5 protein-coding genes, 1 tRNA gene and 1 rRNA gene are annotated in these 6,755 nt (G+C 33.4%); all 7 read right to left on the bottom strand.

Features of this window, described 5'->3' with window-relative positions; translation table 11 throughout:
• Positions 1-89: ribosomal RNA gene (locus tag DW006_RS12175) — 16S ribosomal RNA — on the bottom strand; the annotation flags it as partial.
• A gap of 500 nt (positions 90-589) precedes the next feature.
• Positions 590-1,423 carry a TIM barrel protein gene (locus DW006_RS09350; protein ID WP_118000034.1) on the bottom strand — a complete coding sequence of 278 codons (834 nt, stop codon included), beginning with the start codon at positions 1,421-1,423 and terminating at the stop codon, positions 590-592.
• A gap of 85 nt (positions 1,424-1,508) precedes the next feature.
• Positions 1,509-1,596: transfer RNA gene (locus DW006_RS09345), tRNA-Ser, on the bottom strand.
• A gap of 114 nt (positions 1,597-1,710) precedes the next feature.
• Positions 1,711-2,424 (bottom strand): lysophospholipid acyltransferase family protein, encoded by a 714-nt coding sequence (locus DW006_RS09340; protein ID WP_118000033.1) that lies wholly within the window; start codon positions 2,422-2,424, stop codon positions 1,711-1,713.
• A gap of 120 nt (positions 2,425-2,544) precedes the next feature.
• Complete coding sequence (locus DW006_RS09335) at positions 2,545-3,096, bottom strand: Fe-S-containing hydro-lyase (protein ID WP_022164583.1); 552 nt, start codon at positions 3,094-3,096, stop codon at positions 2,545-2,547.
• Positions 3,097-3,169: 73 nt separating this feature from the next.
• Positions 3,170-4,012: a fumarate hydratase gene (locus DW006_RS09330; RefSeq protein ID WP_118000032.1), complete on the bottom strand. Its 843-nt coding sequence runs from the start codon at positions 4,010-4,012 to the stop codon at positions 3,170-3,172.
• 210 nt (positions 4,013-4,222) lie between these two features.
• Positions 4,223-6,751 (bottom strand): DNA gyrase subunit A, encoded by a 2,529-nt coding sequence (gene gyrA / locus DW006_RS09325; RefSeq protein ID WP_118000031.1) that lies wholly within the window; start codon positions 6,749-6,751, stop codon positions 4,223-4,225.
• Positions 6,752-6,755: the final 4 nt, after the last annotated feature.

Here is a 6,755-nt window from a genome sequence, read left to right as displayed (position 1 = left end):
CTATCTTCGGGAGAGGTGCTTCGTTCGACTTGCATGTATTAAGCACGCCGCCAGCGTTCATCCTGAGCCAGGATCAAACTCTCGTTAAAAGTGTTTGTTCTGTCAGAATGACGTTAGCCATTCATCCATTACTGTTTGTTTTGGAAATCGTTAATGATTACTCATTTAACAATGTTCGCTCTGAAAATTTATTTTGAATTTTCAGGGATGGTTGCTGTTCAATTATCAATGTTCTTGTTTGCTGTTTTTCAACAGCCATATTAATTTAACATACTTATTTATGTTTGTCAACAACTTTTTTATTTTTTTAAAGTTTTTTCTGTCGACTAACAGATTTAAGTTGTTTGGCACCCACTCTTTGCGAGTGCATGAGATATACTACCATCTTTGGATACACCTGTCAACAACTTTTTTCATTTTTTTTCATTTTTTTTAATTTATCTCTATTCAGGCTCTATTCAATGCCTGTTTAGTAGCTCTTTAGCTTGTATTGGTGTGCTTTTAAATTTTTAACTGTTTTAATCTTCTTAATTTTTTATTCATTATCAATTTATCTTCTATTATTAGTTTTATATTTACAAAACATTTATCAAATATCTTTTTTATTCTTTATATAACTTCTTACTTTTGATATATTTCGGTTTAACATATCAAAATCTATGGAGCCATCTTTTTGGAATGCTGTAGATTCTATTGTATAGTCTCCTTTGTATCCAATGTTGTTTATGAAATCAAAAAATTTGTTAAAGTTCACAATGCCCTCACCTACAGGTAATGTTTTAAGTTTGCTCCACTCCATATAACCGCCATTATAATCATTTATATGTAAATGCTTTATGTTGTTTTCCCATAATTTTTTATTTTGATTTTCATATATGTCTTCCATTTGATTATGGAAAGCTGCCATTTTCGTATCAAATATTAATTTTGCATCAGGATATTCATTAAGTAGTCTCTTCCAATTACTTAATGGATCATGGTGATTGCAAACTACATTTTCTATGTATAAATCTATTTCATTTTCTTCAGCTATTTTTATTAATTCTCCATAGCCTTTTATGTTATTTTCTATTGTAGTATCTGAATATATTCCATCCCATAGATGCATTACCATTCTTTTTGCACCGATTTCATTTGCAATTTTACAATTTACTTTGAATTTTTCTTTGGCTGTATAAAAATTACCGTCTGCATTTTTTCCTAAATCTTCGCCTATGTGCTTTTCGCAGTGCATAACTGGAAATTCAGTTTCACATTTTTTTAATTCTTTCAATAAATTAGGAACCTTGTCATACCATGTGCTATACATCATAAATTCAAATCCATCACTATTTATGTTTGGCACACATTTTTTTATTAATGAAAAATCACGATTATTAGGCATTCCTATTAATGCTCCTGTAGAGCATAAAATTTTTTTCATTTTTTCTCCTAAACAAATATCATTTTTTATATTTATAAATTTTATTATATGTAAAAAGCTCAGACAAAACTGTCTGAGCTTTAAACGGAGAAGGAGGGATTTGAACCCTCGCGCCGCGCAAACGACCTACACCCTTAGCAGGGGCGCCTCTTCAGCCACTTGAGTACTTCTCCTTGCCTGATTATTTATCAGTATTTAATTACGCACTTCGCAGTGCATTTGTTATTATAATATAGGTGTTTTTATTTGTCAAACACTATTTTTCTTTTTCAACTCTTTGTAAATTTCTATACACACTCTTTTATCTTTGCTTCTATTCTTTCCTTAACTGTTTTTGCAATTTCCACTGTTGTTAAGTCTTTGTAGTCGTCATAATATAAAGGCTCAAGGTAATGAATTTGCACATCTACTTCTGATGTATCTTTTATGTCAAAAGGTTTGAAAGAGTCTATAAGTGCTACCGGAACAATTGGAGCTTTGGCTTTTGTGGCACTTTTAAAAGAACCACCTTTAAAATCTCCCGGTATATTTCCGTTTTTGCTTCTTGTTCCTTCAGGAAATATTATATAGTTTCTGCCTTGTTTTATTCCTTCTGTCATTTCTTTTATTATTTTCATTGCCTGACGTGGGTCATCTCTGTCCAATGCTTTTGCATCAAGTGCTTTTATTACCTGCTTTAGCAAGATTACGTCTTCCAAATCTTTTCTAATTACAAAAGATGTTGGTCTTTCATGTGTATCACAAATAAGCAGGACGTCAAATAAGCCCTGATGATTTGGTGTTAAGATGTATCCGTTTTCTTTTGGAAGATTTTCAAGTCCTGTGCATGTTATGTTTACATGAGCATATTTATTTACTCTGTGACATACATCGTGAACCTTTTTGTATCTTTCATCAATTGTGTATTTGTTCTCTTTGCCGGCTAATTTTATTTGATGAAAAAGCCAGGGAACTTTATAAAATCTTCGTGTTACTAAATATGCAATTCTATTTACTTTCATGAATATGTTCCATTCTTTTTATTATTATGCTGATTATTATACTGGTTATTATCTTTAACAATATTTTTAATGTCAAAATATTCCAATAATAATTACACTTTTTTGTAGTTGCTACTGCCCTTAGATTTCTTTATATTCTTCTATAGCTGTTTCGTATAAGTTATTTCCTTCGCTGTCAATTACAACTATTGCAGGAAAATTTTCCACATAAAGTTTTCTTATAGCCTCTGTTCCTAAATCGTCATAAGCTACAACTTCACTTTTCTTTATGGATTTTGATAAAATTGCACCTGCTCCACCTACTGCAGCAAAGTATACACAATTATTTCTTACTACTGCGTCAATTACTTCTTTTGAACGTTTGCCTTTTCCAATCATGCCTTTTAAACCTAAATCCAAAAGCTTAGGGGCATACTTATCCATTCTACTTGCCGTTGTAGGACCGGCTGAACCAATTGGTCTGCCTTCTCTTGCCGGTGATGGTCCCATATAATAAATAATATTGTTGTTCATTTCAATTGGTAACTGCTCGCCTTTTTCTAATGCTTCCCACATTCTTTTGTGTGCAGCATCTCTTGCAGTGTAAATAGTTCCTGTTATATATACATAATCTCCTGCTCTTAATTCTTTTGCAACTTCATCAGAAATTGGAGCTTTTATATTATTGTCCATTTAATTCTCCTTTAAAACTATTATTACATCTAATAAGCTTTGATTCTATTCGCTAAAGTATATTAGTCTTTAATTATATTGTTCTTGTTACGTGTCTGTTTACATGACAGCAAATATTTATTGCAACTGGTAAACCTGCAATATGTGTAGGATATGTTTCCACATTTACAGCAAGTGCTGTCTGAGTTCCACCTAAGCCTCCCGGACCAATACCTAATTTGTTTATTTTAGTTAACAACTCTTCTTCCATTTCTTTTACGTATGGAATTTTAGAGCTACTGTCGGCTGGACGTGCTAAAGCTTTTTTAGCCAAAATTGCACACTTTTCAAAAGTTCCACCCACGCCTACACCTACTACCATCGGCGGACATGCATTTGGACCTGCATCTTTTACTGCTGTAAGGACAGCATTTTTTACACCTTCTATTCCGTCGGCAGGTTTTAACATAAATACTCTACTCATGTTTTCGCTTCCAAAACCTTTTGGTGCAATTGTTATTTTCACATTTTCGCCAGGTACGATGCTGTAATGGATTACCGCCGGAGTATTATCCTTTGTGTTTTCTCTTAAAATTGGATCTTTTACTACTGATTTTCTTAAAAATCCATCCACGTATCCTTCTCTAACTCCCTGATTAATTGCATCTTCAATATTCTCGCCTACAATATGTACGTCCTGACCAATTTCAATAAAAACAACTGCCATGCCTGTATCCTGACAGATTGGTATCATGTCCTCACCTGCAATTTTCAGGTTTTCATCTAATTGCTCAAGAATCTGACATCCTAATGGTGATTTTTCATTTTTTCTTGCATTATCAAATACTTTTTTCATATCAGGTGATAGGAAATGATTTGCTTCTATACACATTTCCTTTATATTTTTGGTTATTTCTTCTGAATGGACCTCTCTCATTTTATGTAATTCTCCTTTGTTATTAACATTCCCTTGAAAAAACTTAATAGTTATTAGTTTTAATTAACATTATAATTATCAAACGATTATAAATAGCTTAGTTTAGAAGTTTAATAATACATTGTTAATTTAATTATGTGTGTTTTTATTTTGTATTTCAAAAAAGAAGCGACATAATGCCGCTTCTTTTCAAACATTTGGCATTTTGAATTATTCATTTTCAGAATTTTCTTCATCTGTTTCTTCTGAATTTTCAGCCTCTAATCTTTCAGCTTCTTCTGCATCTGCCTGAGTTACACTTTCTTTTACTTTTGTAATGCTTGCAACGACAATATCATCTTTGTTTCCGGTATTCATAAGCTTAACGCCTAAAGTTACTCTACCTAAAACTGAAATATCATCTACAAACATTCTGATTACAATACCTTCGTTCGTAATCATCATTATTTCGTTGCCATCATTAACAGCCTTTGCTCCAACAACTTCACCTGTTTTTTCTGTAATCTTGTAGCACTTAACACCTTTACCGCCACGATTCTGTAATTTGAATTCAGTAAATGGTGTACGTTTACCCATTCCGTTTGCTGAAACAATAAGAATATATTCTCCTTCTGTGTCAATTTGCATTGAGATAACTTCATCGTTACCTTTAAGTTCAATACCTCTAACACCCATTGCTGAACGACCTGTTTCTCTAACGTCTGTTTCACGGAACTTAATTCCCTGACCATTCTTTGTAACAAGCATAATGTTATGTGTGTTATCTGATATTGTCACATCAATTAATTCATCACCTTCACGTAAAGTTATAGCCTGTATACCACTCTTACGAATATTAGTATATGCATTAATAGGTGTTTTCTTAATTGTTCCATTCTTTGTAGCCATAATGAGATACTTGTTATCTTCAAATTCTCTCATCTGGACCATTGCAGAAATCTTTTCTCCAGGCTGTAGCTGTAATAAGTTTACAATAGCCATGCCTCTGGCAGTTCTTCCTGCTTCCGGAATTTCGTAGCCTTTTAATTTGTATATACGACCTGTATTTGTAAGGAATAAAATATAGTCGTGAGTTGAAACCATAAACATGTCTTTCATAAAATCATCATTTATAGTTTGCATTCCCTTAATACCCTTACCACCACGGTTCTGTGCCTTAAAGTTATCCACAGTCATTCTCTTTATGTAGCCTAAATTAGTCATTACAATAACTGTATCTTCTTCAGGAATTAAATCTTCATCGTCCATATCAATGTCGATACCGATCTTTGTTCTTCTATCATCACCGAACTTGTCTCTGACAATTTCAATTTCTTCTTTAATAACAGTTAAAAGTTTATTTTCATCTGCAAGTATAGACTTTAAGTAAGCTATCTTTTCCATTAATTCCTTGTATTCATTTTCAAGGTCTTCTCTTGCTAAACCTGTTAACTGTCTGATTCTCATATCAACAATAGCCTGTGCCTGAGCATCTGATAAACCAAATCTTTCAGATAATTTTGCCTTGGCATCTGCTGTTGTTCTTGAATTTCTAACAATCTGAATAACTTCATCAATATTATCAAGTGCAATTAATAAGCCCTCAATAATATGAGCACGTTCTTCAGCTTTATTTAATTCAAATTTTGTACGACGTGTAACAACATCCTTCTGGTGTTTTAAATATTCATCTAACATCTGAAGTAAATTAAGAACTTTTGGTTCTCCGTTTACTAACGCAAGCATTATTACACCAAATGAATCCTGTAACTGTGTATGTTTATACAACTGATTTAAAATTACATTTGCATTTGCATCACGACGCACTTCAATAACTACACGTGTACCTTCCTGATCTGATTCGTCACGAAGGTCAGTGATACCATCAATTCGCTTTTCTTTTACTAAACTTGCAATCTTTTCAACAAGTTTTGCTTTATTTACCATGTATGGAAGTTCAGTAACAACAATTCTGCTCTTACCATTATCCATTGTTTCAATTTCAGAGACTGCACGCGTTTTTATTTTTCCACGACCTGTTCTGTAAGCTTCTTCAATTCCTTTTCTACCAAGAATTGTAGCACCTGTTGGAAAATCAGGTCCTTTTACAATTTCCATGATTTCTTCAATTTCAGTGTCTCTGTTTTCCTGAACTCTGTTATCAATAATCTTAACGATTGCATTAATTGTTTCAGCTAAATTGTGAGGTGGAATACTAGTAGCCATACCTACGGCAATACCACTTGTACCATTAACGAGAAGGTTTGGATATCTTGCAGGTAATACTGAAGGTTCCTTTTCCGTCTCATCAAAGTTAGGTATAAATTCTACAGTATCTTTGTTGATATCTCTAACCATTTCCATGGAAATCTTGCTAAGACGTGCCTCTGTATAACGCATTGCGGCAGCGCCGTCACCATCTTCTGAACCAAAGTTTCCGTGACCATCAACTAATGGATATCTTGTGCTCCAGTCCTGAGCCATATTTACTAATGCTCCGTAAATTGAACTATCACCATGTGGATGGAATTTACCCATTGTATCACCAACGATACGGGCACACTTTCTGTGTGGCTTGTCAGGTCCGTTGTTAAGTTCAACCATTGAATAAAGTACACGTCTTTGTACCGGCTTCAAACCATCTCTAACATCAGGAAGAGCTCTTGCTGCGATTACACTCATGGCGTAATCAATATAAGAGGTTTCCATTGTTTCCTTTAAGTCTACTTCATGAATTCTATCAAATATCTTATCGTCCACTTAA

Source organism: Eubacterium sp. AF36-5BH (assembly GCF_003460505.1).
Taxonomy (GTDB): Bacteria; Bacillota; Clostridia; order Lachnospirales; family Lachnospiraceae; genus Eubacterium_G.
Note: the sequence above shows the minus strand (reverse complement) of the source record. Positions and strands in the feature narration are given on the sequence as shown.